This is a genomic window from Salinirubellus litoreus, from assembly GCF_037335815.1.
GTDB lineage: Archaea > Halobacteriota > Halobacteria > Halobacteriales > Haloarculaceae > Salinirubellus > Salinirubellus litoreus.
The window spans coordinates 4018181-4035576 of the sequence record NZ_CP147841.1; the positions used below are offsets into that span (position 1 = coordinate 4018181).

Here is a 17396-nt window from a genome sequence, read left to right on the forward strand (position 1 = left end):
CCGGTTTCGGCACGTGTATCGAGTCCCGATAGCGTCGTCTCGATGGATCGTGGACTCCGGAACGGGCGCGACCCGTCGACGGACCCCCGCTCGCGTCGGTTCCCGGTGGTTCAGACGGAGATGACCGAACTCACCACGACCTTCGTCACGACGGCGGTGACCGCGCCGAGCCACGTGAGCAGCACGAAGTGGACGAGCCCGCTGACGTAGTGCCCGCGGTCGGTGACCCGTATCAGCACCGCCGAGAGCAACGCGTTGAGGAGGACGACGCAGAGCAGCAGGAACTCGATGGTCGGGATGTCGTAGAGCTGGGGGTGGAGCAGGAAGGAGAGCCCCGAGTCCCCGAGATCCATCTCGCTCGAGATCTCCATCAGCAGCCGGACGACCTCGACGCCGACGAAAAAGGAGAACGTGCTCGCGGTCGTCAGCCCGTAGATGACTCCGATGAGGGTGGTCGCGGTCTGCTCGCGCTGCTCGCGCACCTTCAGCACCTCGTTCAGGTTCTTCGAGATGACCTGTCCGAGCCGGGCGGGCTCGCCGCCCATCTCCCGGCCGGTGACGTACATGTCGCCGAACTTCTGGATGAGGTACGAGCCGGTCTCGGCGGCGAACAGCCGCCAGGAGTCCATCGAGTCGATCCGCATCCGCAGGCGCTTGTACAGCGCGTCGATGTTGGACGTGAGCGCCCCGAAGTCCTTCTTGCGGAGCGAGGCGAGCACGTTCGAGGTGGAGCTCTGCTTGACGCTCTCGACGGCCCCCAGCGCCCGGACGAAGCTCGGGAACTCCCCGTCGCGGGTCTTCACGCGGTTCTCCTCCCGGCGCATCAGCAGTCCCGGCGCGAGCAGCGGGGTCAGAGGGAGCGCGACCCAGATCGGGAGCGGGAGCAGGTCGGGATCGACAGGGACGACGCCGACGGCGATCCCGAGCACGCCGAGCAGGAGTACGAGCGTGAGGAGCACGCCAACGACCAGTGCCCGTCGGACGGTGGTGAGCGGACCGGTACCTTCGGTCTCGGCGATGAACCACACGGGGTCCTTCGGGGAGACCTGGTGGACGGCGAAGACGAACCCGCCCTGGACGATGGCGTACATCCCGATGACCGCGCTGATCGCCATCGCCGGGTTGATACCGAGCAACAGCGGGATGACGATGGCGAACACCAGCGTGAACACCGCCGAGAGGATCAGCGAGAGGTAGAGCTCCTTCATCACGTCGAGTTTGGCGAGGTCGCCCTCGTAGCGGATGACGAACTCCTGGATGATCGAGTCCTGCTCGTCGACGAGGAACTCGCTGATCTGCTGGCCACCGCCGACCACGTACGCGAGCCGTTCGAGGAAATCCGACAGCAGGGGACTCGGGACCTGCTTCGCCCGCAGCCGGCAGGCGTCCTCCAGGCTCTGGTTCCAGGTGTCGACCAGCGCGACCAGGTGCCCCATCTCGTCGGCGAGCGTCTCGTACTCCTCCTCGCTGGCGAGCCGCCGGAACATCTCGATCCGGTCGATGTTCGTCATCGAGAGGACGGTCAGGTGGGTGAGAAAGAGGTGGAACCGCTGGCGGATCTGCTTGCGCTTTCGATCCCTGACGACCTTCGGGTAGACGACCGCGACGACCGCCGAGAGGGAGCCGAGCGCGACCAGCGGCAGGGCGACGCCTAGCGGTGGTCGCAGCGCCAGGCTGATCCCGATCGTCCCGAGGAGGAAGGCGAGCGCGGGTGCCAGGACGACGAGCAGGTAGCGCCGGACCGGCATCCCCATGTACCGGTAGGCGTCGAGCACCGCCGAGAGCGACTCCCGGAGGTCGATCTCGAACCCGCCGTCGGTCCCGGTCGACACTCAGATCACCGACCCCGTCGTCAGCCCGCCCGCGTTGATGGGCAGCCCCTCGACCCCGTCGCGCTGGAACCCCTCGATCGCCTCGTTCACGGCGTGGTACTCGAGCACGTCGGCGTCGATCAGCCGCCGGATGATCTCCGCGCGGCGGTCGAGTTCGTCGTATATCTCGCGGGTGTCCCGGTAGCCCAGCAGCGTCGCGATCTGCTCCTCGAGGACGTAGGAGTTGTTCCGGCCGGTGAACGTCACGTCGTCGTCGACGGGGTCCCAGGTGAACGCCTCGCGGGTGATGACCCCGTTCTCGTGTTTGGAGTACCCCTCGATCTCCTGGACCGACGTGACGCGGCGGAGGACGTCGTCGCCCTGCTTGACGCGGTTCTGGAACAGCGCGACGTCGCAGTTGTCCATGAACGTCTCGGGGATGTTGATCGGGTTCGAGGTGAACCGCTGGATCATCGAGACGATGTTGCTGGCGTGGAAGGTCAGGATCACCGGGTGGCCCGTCTGTGCGGCCTGGAACGCCATCTGCGCCTCCGCGCCGCGGACCTCCCCGACGACGATGTAGTCCGGGCGCGAGCGCAGGGCCGCGGCGACGAGGTCGAACATGTCGACGTCGGCCCCGCCGCCCCCGCCCTCGCGGGTGAGCAGCTGCTGCCAGGTGTCGTGTGGGGGCATCACCTCGGCGGTGTCCTCGGCGGTGTAGATCTTGGCGTCGCGGGGGATGAACGAGAACATCGCGTTCAGGGTGGTCGTCTTCCCCGAGGCCGTCTCGCCGACGACGAACACCGTCTGCTCGTTCTCCATGCAGAGCCAGAGGTAGGCGGCGAGTTCGGGGCTGAGCGTCCCCCACTTCGTGATCTGGAGGATCGACAGGGGCGTCTCCTCGCCCTGCCGGATCGTGAGCGAGGGCCCCTTGATCGAGACGTCGTCGGAGTAGATGACGTTGATCCGCGAGCCGTTCGGAAGGGTCGCGTCGACGATGGGCCGGGAGTCGCTGATGGGGTTGTTCATCCGCTCGCCCATGTTCTTCAGCCAGTTCTCGAAGGCGTCCTCCGAGCCGAACGACGCGGTCGTCTCGAGCATCCCGTAGACGCCGTGGACGACGTAGACCCCGTCCGGGCCGATGACGTGGACGTCCTCGTTGGCGGGGTCCTCCATGATCGGTTCCAGGGGACCGAGCCCGACGATGTCGCGCTGGAGGCGGTAGCGGATCCGACGGTAGGTCTCGGGGTCGACCGTGAACCCGTCGGCGAGCACCCGCTCGCGGACCCGATCGAGGAGGTTCGGCCCGCCGTCCCCGCCCTCGACCCGGACGACGTCCGCGAGGAGGCTGTCGAGGTGTTCGGTGAAGTCGGCCTCGGTCGAGGGGGCGGGCCGGGTGACGCTCCGGTCGAGGATGCGCGACCGGACGTCGTCGTACAGCCGCTCGTCGGACTCGTTCAGCGTCGGCTCGACGCAGTAGTAGGTCGTGTCGACGCCGCGGTCGCCGTAGATGTGGATGAAGATCGGCTCCCTGGCCGGGTAGAGCACGTTCGGCCGGCGCGACTCGTACTCCGGCGTCGGCTCGTCGAGCAGCGTCGGGTACTCGCCGGTCCGCTCGTTGAACGACTCCAGGTGCTCGTCGAGGTGGGGGTGCTCGGCCGCGAGCGCCCGGAGTTCGTCCGACGGCCGGGGTCTGCCGAACTCCGCCATTATGCGACGGTCCGGCTCTCGATGGTGATCCCGCGTCCCTGCTCGACCGAGAACCCGATGGTGTCGTCGACGGGGCTCGCCATCCCGGCGAACCGCCGCACGACCAGGCTCCGGCGGATGTCCTGCCCGACCGTCGTGGTGTCCAGGGTCATGTAGACGTCGGCGACGCTCCGGAGCGGGCCGAGGGAGGTCTCGTCGAGCCCCGTCGGGTCGACCGTCAGGAACACGGTCCGGCCGGAGGCGACGGCCCGCTTGAGCGAGCGGACGACCCGCTCCATGGCGTGGTCGGCCTCCCCCGCCGAGGCCGCGTCGTCGAACGAGGGGTCGTTCCGCAGCAGGGCCCCGAAGCAGTCGACGAACACCACGTCCCCCCGCCACAGCGTGCCCGCGGCGAACAGCCGCCCGAGCAGGTCGCGCTCGCCGTCGGGCCCGCGCGCGTCGACGGGTGCGTGGAGGAACAGGAGCCGGTCGTCGAGCAGCGGCCGGATCACGTCGTAGCCCAGCGAGTGCATCTGGTCGATGAACTCGGGGGCGCGGAGCTCGGTCGAGACGTAGGCGGTCGCGGTCCCCTCGGTGACCGTCCCGTAGGCACACCGCTGGGAGACGACGCTCTTGCCCCCGCCGTCGGGCCCCTCGAGCAGCACGATGCTCCCCTCGGGGAACCCGCCGCCGAAGGCGTTGTTCACCCGGTCCCTGTCCTCCAATCCCACCGAGTAGTGGTTCATGTGTAGAAGGTCAACACCTCCCTGTCGTCGCCGGCGATGACGAGGACGCGGTGCTCGCCGCCGTCGAGCGACCGGTCGATCCGGACCCGGACGACCTCCCCCGGCCGCCACTCCCCGCCGCCGACGACCGCGATCGTGACGTCCGAGGGCGGGACGTACTGCCCGTCGACGAGGAGTTCGATCCCGTCGGCGCTCGCCGGCAGCGTCCGCGAGCCCGTGTTCTTCACGAGGATCGTCACCTCGGTGGTCCCGTCGTCGTAGATCGCGCCGCTCCCGGGGTCGCTGATCACCTCCACCTCCGTCTCGATGTCCTCGGCGACGTCGACGCTCTTCGCGCCGAGCGCCTCGCTCACGTCGGTGACGCTGTCGACCATCGTCCCCGCGACGCCGGCCGCGATGGCCATCGCCGCGATGAACAGGATGAGGTTCGAGACGGAGACGCTCGCCACGCTCAGACCACCTCGAACGCCGCCACGCCCGGACCCGTCACGACCTTCACCCGCTCGGGCTCGCTCGTCACGCCCGTCACGGTCAGTTCGAGCTGTGACCCCGGCGTCCAGACGGTCCGGCCCTCGGTCCCGGCGACCGAGAAGCTCTCGGGCACCCGGTAGCGCCCGTCCACGAGCAGGTCGGTCCGGTCGACCGAGAGGACCGTCGAGCCGGTGTTGTTCACGGCGACGGTGAGCGTCTCGTTCGTCCCGTCGTAGGCGGTACCCGCGAGGACGACGGCCGTGTTCTGCTGGCGGAGCGCGCGGTCGTCGTGTGCGGACTCGGCGTCAGCGACGCGCTCGCCGGCCGTCTCGACCGTCGGGTAGAGGATACCGACTCCCACGAGTAGCCCGACGAAGATGATGGCCGTCGCGCCGCTGGTACTGAACCCCATCTCACGCGGTGTGCTCCAGTTCGCGTATCGCACCCAGCTTCAGGATGTACTCGTAGCTCGTCACGTGGTCCTCGACCGAGAGCTCCATCGGCTCGTTCGGATCGACGTGGATGTCGATCCCCGGGCCGGCGAGGTACTCCTCGAGGTTGCTGGCGACCGAGGGGCCGATCCAGTCGACGTCCTCGTAGTAGGAGATCGCCTTCAGCGCCGCCGTCGGCCCCGTGACCTCGACGAGTTCGGCCAGCCACTCCAGGGCGAGCACGTCCGTCGCGTAGCCGTCGGCGAGCTCCGTCAGGTACGGCGTCCGGTCGTCCGGTCCGACCGCCCCGCGGCCGGTCGAATCCCCGTTCGTGGCCGGGGTGACCGCCTCACCCCCCGATCCCATCGACTCCCGACCGTCCTCGTCCGGCGTGGCCGCCTCCATCGGCCCCTCGTCCGTCGATCCGTCCGAGTCCGCCTCCCGTTCCAGGTCGGCCACGGCGTCGTCGAACGTGAAGACGTCGTCCGTATCGGGCTCACCCTCGTCGAAGAGGAGGGGGTCCTCCTCGTCCGGCACCTCGGCGTCGTGAGTCCCGGCGACCGGGTCGTCCCCCGCGGTGTCGTCTATCGTCCCGGGTGCGTGTTCGTGTTCCTCCTCGTCTTCGTCTCCGTCGTGTTCGTGTTCCCCCTCGTCTTCGTCTCCGTCCCCGTTCGCGCGTGCGGCCCCGGCCCGCTCGCCGTCGCCGTTCACGACCCCGAACCCGGATCCGTTTGCGTTCCCCTTCCCGTCCCCCTCCTCGGCGTCGGTGAACGGGTTCACGTCCGCCGTCAGGCGCTCGTAGATCCCCGTGAGGTCGCGGACGGTCCCGTTCAGCTCCTCGACCCGCTCGGCGACCTCCTGCTGGGAGTGCTGGACGTTCTCGATCCGCCCCCCGGTGCGCTCTATCTCCTCCTCCAGCTCCCCGATCCGGTGTTCCATCTCGACGACGTCCGGTCCGACCTCCCGGTCGGTGTCCACGGGATCGTCCGCGTCCCCGGTGTCGTCTTCCGTCGCCGATTCCGTCGGCTCCTCATCCCCCTCGCCCATCCTTCCTCCGAACCAGTTCCAGAACCCCATCGATTGTACTCGTTTTCATGTAGTTTCGCACGATCCGACCGGCAGGCGTGGACGCCGACCGTCCTACCTGCGTCCCTGCCGAGGTCGTACCCCAGGTAGTTCAAAAGCTCCTCGCACGAGTTCGGTTACCGAATCGGGCCGGGTATCGGATCTCGATTCACGTCTCGAAACGGCGGAGGAAACCGAGAGGGCGTTGATACTGGTGGCCTGCCTCGTGGCGAGCACGGGGAGAACCCCGGGAAGCGTCAACGGACACTCGTTCACTACGGTCCACCGGCTACCCGCGATCCGCGGGGGGACCGGGCACCGGGCTCGGGACAGGGCGGTGGGGTTTCGGGGGCGGGAGGACGTCGACGTGACACCATAGGAAACAATGAAGACAATCAATACGAACGACGACCGTCCGCGCGGACAGGTGGGCATCGGGACGCTCATCATCTTCATCGCGATGGTGCTCGTCGCCGCCGTCGCCGCGGGCGTGCTCGTCAACACCTCCGGCCTGCTCCAGAGCCAGGCCGAGGACACGAGTTCGGACGCACAGGCACAGGTATCCAATCAGATCGACGTCGTCTCCGCAACCGGGACCGTCAGCGGCTCGGACGTGAACGAGGTCGTCCTCGTCGTGAAGAAGTCGCCGGGATCGGACCCGCTCGACCTCGCCGAGGCCACCATCGAGTACACCAGCGCCAGCGACTCGCTGACGCTGACCCAGGGGAGCGGATTCGGTATCTCCGCCGTCTCCGGGACCGGCATGACCGGTGACGTCCTCGACGACAACGGCGAGCGGGCCAAGCTCACGCTGACCCTTGACGGTACCACGGGCTACCCGTCCGCGCTGTCGGAGGGCGATGACGCCACGCTCGAGATCGTCGACCAGTCCGGCGCGTCGACGGTCTACGGCGTGAACGTCCCCGACGTGATCAACGACCAGAGCTACGTGGAGGTATAGATGTTCGAGAACGAAAACAGAGGTCAGGTGGGCATCGGGACGCTCATCATCTTCATCGCGATGGTGCTCGTCGCCGCCGTCGCCGCGGGCGTGCTCGTCAACACCTCCGGCCTGCTCCAGAGCCAGGCCGAGGATACGAGCTCCGACGCACAGGCACAGGTGTCCAACCAGATCGACGTCGTCTCCGCGACCGGTCTGGTCGACAGTTCGAACGACGACATCGACACGGTCACGCTGGTCGTGAAGAAGTCGCCGGGGTCCGATCCGATCGACCTCGCCGAGGCCACCATCGAGTACACCAGCGACTCCGAATCCGCGACGCTGACCCACGCGGGGGCCACGAGTGCAAGCGAGTTCACGACCGTCTCCGAGAAGGGTGACAGCGCGACGGTGCTCGACGACAACGGCGAGCGTGTCAAGATCCTCATCGATACCAGCTCGGTCGAGACCTCCGGCGGTATCGGCAGCGGCGAGGGCGCGACGCTCCGCGTCGTCGACCAGTCGGGTGCGACGACGGTCTACGGCGTGAACGTCCCCGACGTGCTCACCGGACAGACGTACGTCCGGGTCTGAACCCGAAGCGTTTCGACGACCGAATTTTTCAGTACAATGATATCCGATCGAGTGGTGCTCCTGACGACCGTGACCGTCCTCGCCGTCGTCGTCCTCGCCTCGGGACCGCTGGTCCCCGGTGTCGCGTTCACGACCGGGGCCGCCACGGCCGACTCCGGCTACCGGGGGTTCGGCGAGGGAACGGCCGGGATGGGGGTCGAGAAGCGGCTCGCGTTCGGGGCCGCAGCCCTCCCCGCGAGCGGCGAACTCACCCCGATCGGCGGCGACTACCGGATCGAACTCGACCCGGTCGACCTCCCGGTCGAGACGGGAGCGCGACCGGTCGTCCTCCGCTACGCGGTCCGGATTCCGGAACTCGGCGTCGTCGACGAGACGACCGATCGGATCCCGGCGAGGACCGCGCGGACGACCCGGATCGAGGCACCCGCCGGGACCGTTCCGGCCGACCGGGTGACCGGGGGGAGCTACGAGGCGACGCTCGTCGTCTCGGTCGAGGGGGGCGACTGGTCGGGGACGATCGCCGAGGAGACGGTCGTGCTGGAGGTCGAGCGATGAGGGTGGATCGGGCTCCGATGGCCGTCCGCAACGCGCTCGCGGTCGCCTCCCGGGTCCGGGCCACCTCCACCCGCGCCCTCGCGGCCGTCCGATCGGATCACACCGCGCTGGCGCTGTTCCTCGGATCGCTCGCGTTCTACGCCCTCTACTGGCGCGTCGACGTGTTCATCGTCGATACGTTCGCGATCGCGAACACGGTGACGGCGCTGGCCCGTGGGAGCTTCGCGGTCGACCCGCTCACGTACGGCCCGTCGGGGGCCGACCTCCCCGGGCTGTACGTCACCGAGGGGCGGCTCTACGGCCGGAACTACGGTCACGCCGCGGCGGCGGTCCCGCTCCTCTGGGCGCTCCGTGCGCTCTCGACCCTGGTCGACGTCCGGATCCTGCTGGCGGGGCTGTGGAGCCTCGTCGTGCTCGGCGCGTCGGTACAGGTCGGTCACGTTATCGGACGCGAGCGGCTCGCGACGCTCGCCGGGAGCGCCCTCGCGCTCGTCCTCCTGGGCGCGAACCTGGTCGGTGCGACCGGTCTTTCCCCCGAGTCGTTCCCGCTGGTCGCACTCGGGCTGACGACGATGCTGGCGGCGGCGCTGCTCGCGGTCGTCGGCTACCGGCTCCTCCGGGCGGTCCACGGCCCCCGTGTCGGGGTGCTCGCCGGCGTGACGACCGCGGTCGTCGGCCCCGTGGGGTTCTGGGCCCCGATCCCGAAGCGTCACGCCGTCACCGCCCTGCTCGCGCTGGTCGCCCTCTACGGGTTCTATCGGGCCCGGGCGGCGACGGATCCGGTCCGCGCGCGGCGTCTCCGGGCCGTCCCGTACGTCGCCGCGGCGCTCACGGCCTGGGTCAGCGCGCCGGAGGGACTGGCGCTGCTGGCCGCGGTCGTGCCCGCGGACCTCCTGACTGCCCGGGAGAACCGCCCGCGGACGCTCGCGATCCTCGCCGGCACGTTCTGCCTCGCGCTCGCCCCGTTCCTGCTGACGAACGCGGCCATCTCGGGGAACCCCCTCCTCCCCCCGCGGATGCTGCCCGACTACACCCCGACTCCCGGGAGCGGGTCGATCACCGCGTCGGAATCCGTGGGAACCGCCGGCGGGTCGAGCCCTTCCGGGGGAGTCTCGGCCGTCGTCGGCGGGACGGGACTCGCACTCGACGTCTTCCTCGCCCAGCTCGACCGCGGCGTCCGTGCGCTCGAACCGCGGCGGCTGTTCCACGTCGTCGTCAGGAGCGGGCGCATACCCGGGGTCGACTACGCACAGACCGGGGGCTACACTCTCGAGCTCACGCTGCTCGAGTCGGCTCCGATCGTCGCCGGCCTGTTCGCCGCCCCGATCGCGATCCGGGCGCGTGCGGTCCCGACCCGTGCGACGCTGGGACTGCTACGCCGCGATCCGGTCCGGGCGACCGACCTGTTCGCGGCCACGTACGTCGCGGTGTTCGGTCTGCTCTACCTCCCGCAGCTCCCGCTCCACTCGACCATCACGGTCCGCTACCTGATCCCCACCGTCCCGTTCCTGATCTACGGGGTCTGCCGGCTGGAGCCCGTCCACCGGGTCGCAGAGCACGAGGGCGGCAGGCTGGCGGCGCTCGCGATCGGACTGACCGTCGCCGCCGTCGCCTTCGCCGCCCTCGCGCTGGCCGGTGTCGGTCCCGGGACCGCGATGCAGGCACACGGCGTGGCGCACCTCGCGGTGGCGGGACTGTTCCTCGCGTGGCTCGTGGCCGCCCTCCGGACCGATCTCGATCCCCGGGTCGGTGCCGCGGTGCTCGCACTCGTCCTCGCGGCATCCGTCGCCTTCCTGCTGCTGTCCGGAGTCGAGTACTTCGGCCACGACCGGCAGTTCGCCCTGCCCATCGCACGAACGCTCGAACGACTGATTCCGATACGATGACCAGAGACGAAGACGCGGAGACGACCGACGACCGTACCGACCGCGACGACCGGCGAGACGACCACGGGGAGACCGGCGGACCCCTCCCACCCGAGGCGGGGACGACGGACGAGGACGGGAGCGAGGTGCCGCCGGAGGCGGAGCCCGCTGCCGATCTCGATCCCGATCCCACCGTCGGGTCGGAGAACGGGTCCGCGTCGGGCCCGAGGACGCCCCCCGACCCCCCGATCCCGTCGGATCCGGCGGCGGACGCCGCCGACCCGGACGGGGTGCTGAGCCCGTCCGACCTGGAGCGCGTCGCCCGACAGCTCCGCAAGCTCGACGACGAACGGGTCGTCGTCCCGACCGACGGGAACGCCACGGGTACCGATGACGGGTCCGGCTCGACCGCAAATCCTCGAAGTGATCGCAGCTCCGAGCGGGCTCCCCGGTCACCGAATGATCGTGGCGAGGCCGGAGCGTCCCCCGACGGCCGCGGGGGGCAGGCGGTTCCGGGGACGGATCCCGATCCGGGGGCGGCCTACGCCGTCGACGTCGCGGTCAGGACCGACCACGGCCGGGCGACCGAGTCGTTCCGCTCCAACGACGTCCGGGTGGTGTTCGAGGAGTTCCTGCGGTGGTACGCGGGCCGGGTCGACCCGGACCGGGATCCCGAGTCGGTGCTGGAGGTGCTGCTGGCCGCCTCGGACCTCGACGTGACCGGCCGCTGAACCGTCCCGCTCCCCCGCCCGGGGCGGGGATCATCGGGAGTCGAAACGGCGAGAAGTGAGCGTGCGGCTTCGGTACGGAGTCGGAACGACGATCACTGCGGGCCAGCGGGCGTCGACCGGAGACGGATCAGGCGTCCTCGAGCGCGAGATAGATCGCGTAGCCGAGCGCGAGGTGCTGGTGCATGCTCCGTTCGAGGCGGGCGCGAACGCCCTCGTCGTCGCCGACGTGGTACTCCTTCGTGCGGACCTTCTCGTGCATCTGGAGGAGCCCCTCGTCCTCGAGCTGGTGGAGCTGCGGGTAGACCGTCCCGGGGCTGAGGTGGGCGTCGAACAGGCAGGCGAGGTCGTCCATCAGCCCCTTGCCGTGCGTGCCGCTCCGGCGGAGCGTGATGAGCATCAGGAGCGTCTCGTCGAGGTTCTGCTTGACCACGTCCTCGTCGAACCGGAAGTCCGTATCGGGGAACAGCGTGTTCATCACCACCGCAAGGACCTCCTGCGGCCCGTCCTCGTCCTCACCCCACCGCCCCGCGTCGTCCGGATCCGAGCCCGCGTCGACCTGCTCGAAGTCCCGAAGCTCCTGCAGGAGCGACTCGACCGGGATCCCGCCGCGTTCCGACTGGTCCGTCTTCACTGACGTCGTTCGTCGCATCTTCACTCTATCTCGACCCCGGGCACCCCTAAATAATCAGTAGCGTTTTCTGTAACTGATAACGCGTGCGTATATTGCCGGTATCTTTCGGGAACGGCCCGCCGACGTCCTGCGATACGGACCCTCCACGTCCCCTCGTCCGTCCCCGGGATACCACGCGACTCCCGGTGTCCTCGCCGGAGCCGGTCCGCCGGGACGGGAGCCGTCCGTACGAGCCGTCACGTGCGATCGACGTACTCGTCGTGGAGCCGATCCCGTCGGTCGACGGCGGAGCGAGGCGACACGTGACGACACCGGCGGCGTTCACCGGGTGAGGAGGAGGGCCAGACCGAGTACGGAGCAGAACAGGAGCCCGGAGCCGAGGACGAACGCCCGGGCGAGCGGCGGGAACCCTCCGATGGCGTCGAGGCCACGGACGACGCCGTCCGCCGAGAGGAACAGGCCGAAGCCGACGGCGGCCCCGACCGCGACGGCCCCCGTCGTGAGCCCGGGGAGCGAGAACGGCCCGTCGGAGGGATCGGCGTCCCCGGGTACCTCCTCGCCGACGAACACGATCCCCTCGACGCCGATCGAGCGGGCGGTCGTGCGCCGCTCGATGAGCCGGCGCGCGTCCCCGTCGTCGTCGACGGCGTCCCGCCAGTAGACGACGAGGTAGTTGTACCGCCCGCCGAGGAGGGAGAGACGCGATCGGATGGAGGAGACGGCGGCGGTTCTGGCGGAGCCGAGGACGGCGACCGCGATCTCGCCGTTGATCGTGACGTCCGCGGCGAGGGTGCCGCGCTGGCGCTCGACGATGTCGCGGTCCCACCTGGAGGATTCCTCGGCGTTCAGTCGGGCGTCGAGCATCCGCCGCAGCCCCCGGCTCACCTCGACGCCCCGGTCCTCCGGATCCGGCGACCAGTCCTCGAGGAGTCCCACGACCTCGTGGAACTTCGCCTCGGGATCCCCCTCCCCCGGGTCGGTCATGCCCCGGTAGAAGGTTCGGCGAGCGTCCGGGTCTCGGGGTCGGATCCGGGTTCCAGGGTGATCTCGTAGTCGAGGGCCTGTCGGAGGATCCGTACGGTCTTCTGCTCGGTCGACGCCGAGAGCCCGTACAGGCCGAGGCCGTCGACCCGCCGGACGTGTTCGGAGAGGATGTAGAGCAGCCGGTACACCTGCTGGACCGACGCCCGTTCGAGCAGGTCGGGGAGCCCCGCGATCCACAGCCGATCGGCCGGCGGGCCGGTCCCGTCGGTCTCGATCGTCCCGAGGGCCGCCTCGCCGACCGACGGGAGCGATCCCGCGTCGACCGTCGTGGTGTGGACGCCGGGGCCGTCGGTCGGGGGCGTGCCCGTCGACTCGTCGAGGACGACGGTCAGCGGTGCCTCCCCGCCCAGCCGCTCGTACTCCTCGATCACCGCCCCGGGGTCCGGCGGGAGGACGACCGCGGCGGTCCGCTCGGCCGTCGCGAGGTGGTCCAGACAGAACGTCCGGCGGTCGTGCCGCGATCCGATGACGAGGGCGGTCGACCCCGCCTCGAGCTCCCCGGGTGCCATCACGCGTCCCGCAGGACGGCCCCGATGTCGGAGACCGACATCTCGCCGACCGCCTCGGTCAGTTCCCGATCGAGTTCGTCCATCTCCGCCCGGAGCGCCGCGTACTCCTCGCTTGCCGCGAGCTCGGCCTCGGTCTTGTGGGTCTGCAGGAGCGCGAGCTTCGAGGAGAGCGCGAAGTGGCGGCGGAGCCCCTCGTCGTAGTCGCTCACGCGGACGAGCTGCTCGACCAGGCCGAGCAGGTCGTCCTTCGAGACCGGCTTGACCAGGTAGTCGTCGAAGCCCATCCCGTAGATGTCGAAGTCCGGGGTCACCGCGGACACCATCGCCACCCGGCACGGGTTGCCGGACTCGCGTATGTGTTCGAGTACGCGGTCGCCGCTGGTCTCCGGCAGCCGCCGGTCGAGGAGCGCCACGTCCACCCGCTCGTCGTAGGCGTCGATCGCCGCCTCGCCGTCGTGGACCGTCTCCACCTCGTACGCCTCCGTGAGCCACGACGTGTAGAGTTCGGCCAGCGGACGCTCGTCCTCGACGAGCAGCACCCGAACCCGGCTCCGGTCTGCTTCGTCGGTCACGGAATCACCATAGGAGGAACACGTCCCGAGACACCTAAACGGCGAGGGGTGTTCTCACGGGTGAGTCCACCCCGTCACCGATCGGAGCCCCGCTCGGTCCGCTCTCGGCGGTGTCGGTACGTCGGTCCGTTCGGCGTGGCTCCAGGTCCGTTCCCGGGCGAACACATACGGCCCCCGGAGGCGGGCTCGGTGTATGGCCGAGACGGACGAGGACGGCGGGAGCACGGACCACAGAACGCGCCCCCTGCCGTTCCGCTACGGCGGGGAGGTGCGGCCGGGCGAGAAGCGCCACCTCCGGTACGAGGTGGGGGAGACGTACCTCGGCGACCCCGTCGAGGTCCCCGTTACCATCGTCAACGGCGACCGCCCCGGTCCGCGGGTGTTCGTCGCCGCGGCGGTCCACGGCGACGAACTCAACGGCGTGAAGGTCGCCCAGGAGGTGGCCCGGCGGTACGAACCCGCCGATCTCGCGGGGACGCTCGTCGTGGTCCACGTGGCGAACGTCCCGGCGTTCCAGGCCCAGCAGCGCTACATCCCCATCTACGACCAGGACCTCAACCGGGCGTTCCCCGGGCGGTCGGGGTCGAACACCGCCGGACGGATGGCGAACGAGCTCTGGGAGGCGTTCCTCTCGAAGTGCGACTACGGGCTCGACCTCCACACCTCGACGCGCAACCGGACGACGATGTTCCACGTCCGCGCGGAGACCTCCAACCCGGCGGTCGAGCGGCTGGCGCGCGCGTTCGGCGCGAACCTCGTCCTCGCGGGGGCGGGCGAGGAGGGGTCGCTCCGCCGGGCCGCGACCGCCGCGGGCATCCCGACGCTCACCGTGGAGATGGGCAAGGCCCACCGGTTCCAGCCTGTGCTCGTGGAGAAGGCCACCCGGGGCGTCGAGGGCGTCCTCACCGAGTGCGAGCTGCTCCCCGGCGAGGCTCCCGAGACGAAGTGGCTCCGGGTCGTCCCCGGCGACGCCGGCGACAAGGCGTGGATCAGGGCCGACACCGGGGGGCTGGTAGACATGCACTGGGGGCCGTACCCGCTGGTCCGCGAGGGCGAGACCATCTGTACCGTCTCCGATCACTTCGGCCGGGAGGAACGCGTCGTGAAGGCCCCGTTCACCGGCCTGCTCGTGGGTGTTCTGGAGAACCCGGTCGCGTTACCTGGCCACCCGCTCTGTCACCTCGTCCGCGTCGACGAGGAGACGAGCGAGGAGATCGAACGCGAGATCTCGACCGGCGAGTTCGACGGCTACCGCGCCAACGGCACCGTCTGGCGGACCGGCGAGGAGCAGGAGTAGCCGGCGCGTCGAGTCAGGCCTGTCCGCCGCGCTTGCGCTCGCGATGGTCGTCGTCCTCCGGAGTGTCGGCGGCCCCGGCACCGTGTTCCTCGACGCCGTCGAACTCGAAACGGGTCCCGCCGTTCGCCCCCTCGGTCGCCGCGACCGACCACCCGTGCGCCTCGGCGATACTCCTGACGATGGCGAGGCCGAACCCCGTCCCCTCCTCGGCGGTCGTGTAGCCGGGATCGAAGACGCGGTCGCGCTCGTCGTCGGGGATCCCGGCCCCGTCGTCGGCGACGTAGAAGCCGTCGTCGAGGGGGCCGACGGTGACCGTCAGCGGCACGCCGGTACCGGTCCCGCCGTCGGTCACCCCGGGCGGGTGTTCGACCCCGTGGGTCACCGCGTTCGAGAGGAGGTTCTCGAACAGCTGGCAGAGCCGTTCCGGGTCCGCCTCGACGGTCCCCAGTCCCTCGGCGAGATCGAGGCGTGCCGCGCCCGTCTCGACGCTCTCCCAGGCGGCCCCCGACACCTCGGCGAGGTCGACCGGACGCGTCTCCCCGACGGTTCGGCCCTGTCGGGCCAGTTCGAGCAGCCCCTCGATGCGCGACTCGATCCGCTCGTGGGCGCGCTCGACGGCCTCGAAGCTCTCGCGCGCGCCGGTCTCGCGGGCGATCTCGAGCTGCCCCTCCGCGACGTTCAGCGGGTTCCGGAGGTCGTGGGAGACGACCGAGGCGAACTCCTCGAGCCGCTCGTTCTGTCTGGTGAGCTCCCGCTCGCGCTCGCGCCGCTCGGTGATGTCCGTGTAGATGGCGTACCCGACCGTCGCCGAATCCCGGGACCGCGGGACGACGTGCAGGAGGAAGTCACGGACGCCGTCGGCGGTTTCGCGGCGGACCTCCGCGTGGAGGCTCTCGCCGTCGCGGATGCGGTCGTTGAACGCCCGGGCGGGCTCCTCATCGCCCGCCGGGACGATGAGTTCGTCGAGCGAGCGGCCCAGGACGGCACTCTCGACGTGACCGAACGTCGACTCGAACGCCGGGTTCACCGCCTCGACGACCGGTTCGTCGTCGACGAACTCGACGCGGGCGGCCGGGTCGGGGACGTTCTCGAAGAGCGCCGCGAGCCGGTCACGCTCGGTAGTCAGGGCCCCCTCCCGGTCGGTCCGGTCGAGCGCCGCCGCGGTGTTCTCGGCGAGGACGCCCGCGATCTCACGATCGGTCACCTCGAACGACGAGGGCTCGGTCGCACAGATCGTGAGCGTTCCGTACTCCCCGAGCGGGAGGTACATCGCCGACTCGACCCGTTCCGCCCGGACCGGGCGATCGTCGTCACCGAACTCGTCGACGACGACCGGTTTGCCCGTCTGGAAGGCCGTCGTCGGGTAGCGACCCTTCTCGAGTGGCCCGCCCTCCCCCTCCTCGTCGCCGTCCGCGTCTTCGTCGACCCGGTACTCCGGCCGTTCGCCGAGCAGGTACTCGCTGGTGGTGGTCGACGCCGCGAGACGGAGGGTGCCGTGCGCCTCGTCGTAGAGCCTGACGCCGTTGATCGGGTAGCCGAGCACGTCCCTGGCGGCCTCGGCGGTCAGTCGGGCAACCTCCTCGGCGGAGCCCGCCCCGAACAGCCGCCGGGTCGCCGCGTGGAGTTCGCGGATCCGCGCCTCGTGGGCCCCGTCGCTCCGGTCGAGGACGAACCCCTCGATCGCGACCGGCTCGCCGTCACCGTCGTAGACCCCGCGACCGCGGTTCGACACCCGGCGGACCCGCCCGGACTTCGTCAGGATCCGGTAGGTCACGTCGAACGACCGGCCCTCCCCGAGCGCGGTCTCGATCTCGCGCTCGACCCTGCCGACGTCGTCCTCGTGGATCACCCCCCGGAGCGTCACGTCCCCCTCCCGGAACGCCGCGCCGTCGTACCCGGTGAGAGCCTCGATCTGTCCGCCGAGGAACGCCGGTCGTTCGTCGGGCAGCCGGAGCCGGTAGACGACCCCCGAGAGCGTCTCGACGAGCGCCGTCAGGATCCGGTCGCCCTCGCTGAGCCCCTCGGCGGTCCGCCGCTCGCGGACCGCCCGCTCGATCCGGTCGGCCAGCTCCTCGAACTGCCTCGAGTCGGTTCGCTTCTGGAGGTAGTCGGTGACGCCCGCGGCGATGGCGTCGCTCGCCACCTCCTCGCTTCCCTTCCCCGTGAACAGCACGAACGGCAGCGCGGGATCGCGCTCGCGGACGAGGTGCAGGAACTCGAGCCCATCACGTCCGGGCATCTGGTAGTCGCTGACCACGCAGTCCACGGGCTCGGAGTCCAGCACGTCGACCGCCCGCTCGACGCCCGTCGCCCTGACGACCTCGAACCCCCGCCGCTCCAGCATCGCCGACGCCAGATCGAGGAGCGACTCGTCGTCGTCGACGTGCAGGACTCGGACCTCTGACATCGGACGTGAGGAGGCGGCACTGACTCATAATACCACAC

Annotated in this window: 17 protein-coding genes; 6 read left to right on the forward strand and 11 right to left on the reverse strand. The window is 70.0% G+C overall.

Features of this window, described 5'->3' with window-relative positions:
• Window positions 1–110: 110 nt before the first annotated feature.
• Genes flaJ through WDJ58_RS20135 form a run of 6 tightly spaced genes read right to left on the reverse strand, consistent with a single transcriptional unit; the run spans window position 111 to window position 6195 of the window.
• Entirely contained in the window at window positions 111–1832 is a 1722-nt protein-coding gene (gene flaJ / locus WDJ58_RS20110; RefSeq protein ID WP_338915093.1) for an archaellar assembly protein FlaJ, read from the reverse strand.
• Window positions 1833–3521, reverse strand: coding sequence for a type II/IV secretion system ATPase subunit (locus WDJ58_RS20115; RefSeq protein WP_338915094.1), 1689 nt, complete (start codon window positions 3519–3521; stop codon window positions 1833–1835).
• Window positions 3521–4246 carry an ATPase domain-containing protein gene (locus tag WDJ58_RS20120; protein ID WP_338915095.1) on the reverse strand — a complete coding sequence of 242 codons (726 nt, stop codon included), beginning with the start codon at window positions 4244–4246 and terminating at the stop codon, window positions 3521–3523. The genes WDJ58_RS20115 and WDJ58_RS20120 overlap by 1 nt, the downstream gene beginning before the upstream one ends.
• A complete protein-coding gene (locus tag WDJ58_RS20125; protein WP_338915096.1) occupies window positions 4243–4695 on the reverse strand; it encodes a flagellar protein G in 453 nt (150 codons plus the stop codon). The genes WDJ58_RS20120 and WDJ58_RS20125 overlap by 4 nt, the downstream gene beginning before the upstream one ends.
• A gap of 2 nt (window positions 4696–4697) precedes the next feature.
• On the reverse strand, window positions 4698–5129 hold the full coding sequence (locus tag WDJ58_RS20130; RefSeq protein WP_338915097.1) for a fla cluster protein FlaF: 432 nt from the start codon (window positions 5127–5129) through the stop codon (window positions 4698–4700).
• Window position 5130: 1 nt separating this feature from the next.
• Window positions 5131–6195: a FlaD/FlaE family flagellar protein gene (locus WDJ58_RS20135; RefSeq protein WP_338915098.1), complete on the reverse strand. Its 1065-nt coding sequence runs from the start codon at window positions 6193–6195 to the stop codon at window positions 5131–5133.
• Between the two features lie 403 nt (window positions 6196–6598).
• Between WDJ58_RS20135 and WDJ58_RS20140 the strand changes: the two genes are divergently transcribed.
• From WDJ58_RS20140 to WDJ58_RS20160, 5 genes are read left to right on the forward strand one after another with little or no spacing between them, the layout of a single operon-like run.
• Window positions 6599–7174, forward strand: coding sequence for an archaellin/type IV pilin N-terminal domain-containing protein (locus WDJ58_RS20140; protein ID WP_338915100.1), 576 nt, complete (start codon window positions 6599–6601; stop codon window positions 7172–7174).
• A complete protein-coding gene (locus WDJ58_RS20145; protein WP_338915101.1) occupies window positions 7175–7747 on the forward strand; it encodes an archaellin/type IV pilin N-terminal domain-containing protein in 573 nt (190 codons plus the stop codon).
• 54 nt (window positions 7748–7801) lie between these two features.
• Window positions 7802–8302: a hypothetical protein gene (locus WDJ58_RS20150; RefSeq protein WP_338915102.1), complete on the forward strand. Its 501-nt coding sequence runs from the start codon at window positions 7802–7804 to the stop codon at window positions 8300–8302.
• The gene (locus WDJ58_RS20155) at window positions 8299–10188 is read left to right on the forward strand and encodes a hypothetical protein (protein WP_338915103.1); all 1890 of its coding nucleotides are present in this window, start codon (window positions 8299–8301) and stop codon (window positions 10186–10188) included. Before WDJ58_RS20150 ends, WDJ58_RS20155 begins: the two co-directional genes overlap by 4 nt.
• Window positions 10185–10898 carry a DUF7500 family protein gene (locus tag WDJ58_RS20160; protein ID WP_338915104.1) on the forward strand — a complete coding sequence of 238 codons (714 nt, stop codon included), beginning with the start codon at window positions 10185–10187 and terminating at the stop codon, window positions 10896–10898. Before WDJ58_RS20155 ends, WDJ58_RS20160 begins: the two co-directional genes overlap by 4 nt.
• 127 nt (window positions 10899–11025) lie before the next feature.
• Here the strand turns inward: WDJ58_RS20160 and WDJ58_RS20165 are convergent, their stop codons facing one another.
• From WDJ58_RS20165 to WDJ58_RS20180, 4 genes are all read right to left on the reverse strand, one after another.
• The gene (locus WDJ58_RS20165; RefSeq protein ID WP_338915105.1) at window positions 11026–11547 is read right to left on the reverse strand and encodes a helix-turn-helix transcriptional regulator; all 522 of its coding nucleotides are present in this window, start codon (window positions 11545–11547) and stop codon (window positions 11026–11028) included.
• A 303-nt stretch (window positions 11548–11850) separates the two neighbouring features.
• Entirely contained in the window at window positions 11851–12513 is a 663-nt protein-coding gene (locus WDJ58_RS20170) for a hypothetical protein (protein WP_338915106.1), read from the reverse strand.
• A complete protein-coding gene (locus WDJ58_RS20175; RefSeq protein WP_338915107.1) occupies window positions 12510–13082 on the reverse strand; it encodes a DUF7504 family protein in 573 nt (190 codons plus the stop codon). Before WDJ58_RS20175 ends, WDJ58_RS20170 begins: the two co-directional genes overlap by 4 nt.
• On the reverse strand, window positions 13082–13654 hold the full coding sequence (locus WDJ58_RS20180; RefSeq protein ID WP_338915108.1) for a HalX domain-containing protein: 573 nt from the start codon (window positions 13652–13654) through the stop codon (window positions 13082–13084). Before WDJ58_RS20180 ends, WDJ58_RS20175 begins: the two co-directional genes overlap by 1 nt.
• Window positions 13655–13847: 193 nt before the next feature.
• On the opposite strand from WDJ58_RS20180, the gene WDJ58_RS20185 reads away from it, so the two are divergent.
• Window positions 13848–14951, forward strand: a complete 1104-nt coding sequence (locus WDJ58_RS20185; protein ID WP_338915109.1) for a succinylglutamate desuccinylase/aspartoacylase family protein — start codon at window positions 13848–13850, stop codon at window positions 14949–14951.
• Window positions 14952–14964: 13 nt separating this feature from the next.
• Here WDJ58_RS20185 and WDJ58_RS20190 read toward each other — a convergent pair whose 3' ends face one another.
• On the reverse strand, window positions 14965–17358 hold the full coding sequence (locus WDJ58_RS20190) for a response regulator (protein WP_338915110.1): 2394 nt from the start codon (window positions 17356–17358) through the stop codon (window positions 14965–14967).
• Between the last annotated feature and the right edge of the window lie 38 nt (window positions 17359–17396).